The 1097-nt window shown below is 64.4% G+C and carries 1 protein-coding gene and 1 pseudogene; one reads left to right on the forward strand and one right to left on the reverse strand.

Annotated elements, in window-relative coordinates:
* A pseudogene (locus ACESMD_RS09590) lies at positions 1-276 on the forward strand (dioxygenase); the annotation flags it as partial.
* Positions 277-423: 147 nt separating this feature from the next.
* Here ACESMD_RS09590 and gloA read toward each other — a convergent pair.
* Positions 424-957 carry a lactoylglutathione lyase gene (gene gloA / locus ACESMD_RS09595; RefSeq protein ID WP_372612605.1) on the reverse strand — a complete coding sequence of 178 codons (534 nt, stop codon included), beginning with the start codon at positions 955-957 and terminating at the stop codon, positions 424-426.
* Positions 958-1097: the final 140 nt, after the last annotated feature.

Consider the following 1097-nt stretch of genomic DNA (forward strand, 5'->3'; position numbering starts at 1 on the left):
AGCCTGACCCACAACCTGGCCGAGTTGCAGGCGATGGACGCCCCCATGCCCGCCTGGGTCGGCGAGTTCGCCGACTGGATCCAGGCACGCCTGGTCGAAGACGACCGCACCGCCCTGATCGATTGGCAAAACGGGCCGCAGGCCCGGGCGAACCACCCCACGCCCGAACACTTCCAGCCGCTGCTGGTGGCCATGGGCGCCGGCGGCCGGGCAGAACGCCTGCACCACAGCATCGAGCACGGCGTGCTGGCCATGGATGTCTACGCCTTTGCCTGACGGCGTCTCAGTGGGAGGCGACACCCGTCGGTGAGGGAAGCCGGGAGCCCGACAGGGGCAAGGTGCCCTTCGTTTTCGGTAGGAAGGACCACCCTCGCGCGGCAAGCCGCCCTCCCACGAGTGCCCTGTCACCCTGTCTCCACGGGATCAGTCGGCCTTGCCGGGCATCCGAGCGGCCTCGACCACCTCGATCCAGTAGCCGTCCGGGTCCTTGACGAAGACCACGTCCTTCAGCTTGCCCTGGTCCGAGCGCTTGACGAATTCCACCTGATTGGCATCCAGCCAGGCCTCGGTGGAGGGCAGGTCCGGCACCGAGAAACAGATATGCCCGAAGCCCTGAGGTTCGGCATTGCCGTCGTGGTAGGCGAAGCCGTCCTGATCCTCGGTGCCCCAGTTGTGGGTCAGCTCCAGCAGGCCCGTCTGGCTGAAGGTCCAGACGGTGCGCTCGCTCGCGTCCTCGGGAACGGCGGTGTCGTCCTCCAGGTTGGCCAGGAAGTAGAGGGAGAACTGCATCTCCTCGAAGTCGAGTCGCCGCATCACGCGCATGCCGAAGACCCGCGAGTAGAAGGCCAGGGCCTTCTGCGGGTCCTTGATGCGCAGCATGGTGTGATTGAGCCGGAAGCCTTCGCTGTCGCCCGTGGGGGTCTGTACGCCGGGATGCTGCTCGCCCTTGAAACTCATGCCGCTCTCCATGGTGATGACATATCGATGGATAGGATGATGCGGATACCCCGGCCGTATTTCCGGAGGTCTTTTTTTTGGTTCTTCGCAAACTGGCATGAAACTTCTTTTGTGGGGGGCACTTCGATGCGTTGACTTTG

This window comes from Halomonas sp., from assembly GCF_041689495.1.
Classification (GTDB): Bacteria; Pseudomonadota; Gammaproteobacteria; order Pseudomonadales; family Halomonadaceae; genus Halomonas.

What these genes read in the sequence shown, in the direction of transcription:
- gloA (WP_372612605.1), bottom strand. Translation starts at nt 957, where the DNA reads ATGAGTTTCAAGGGCGAGCAGCATCCCGGCGTACAGACCCCCACGGGC.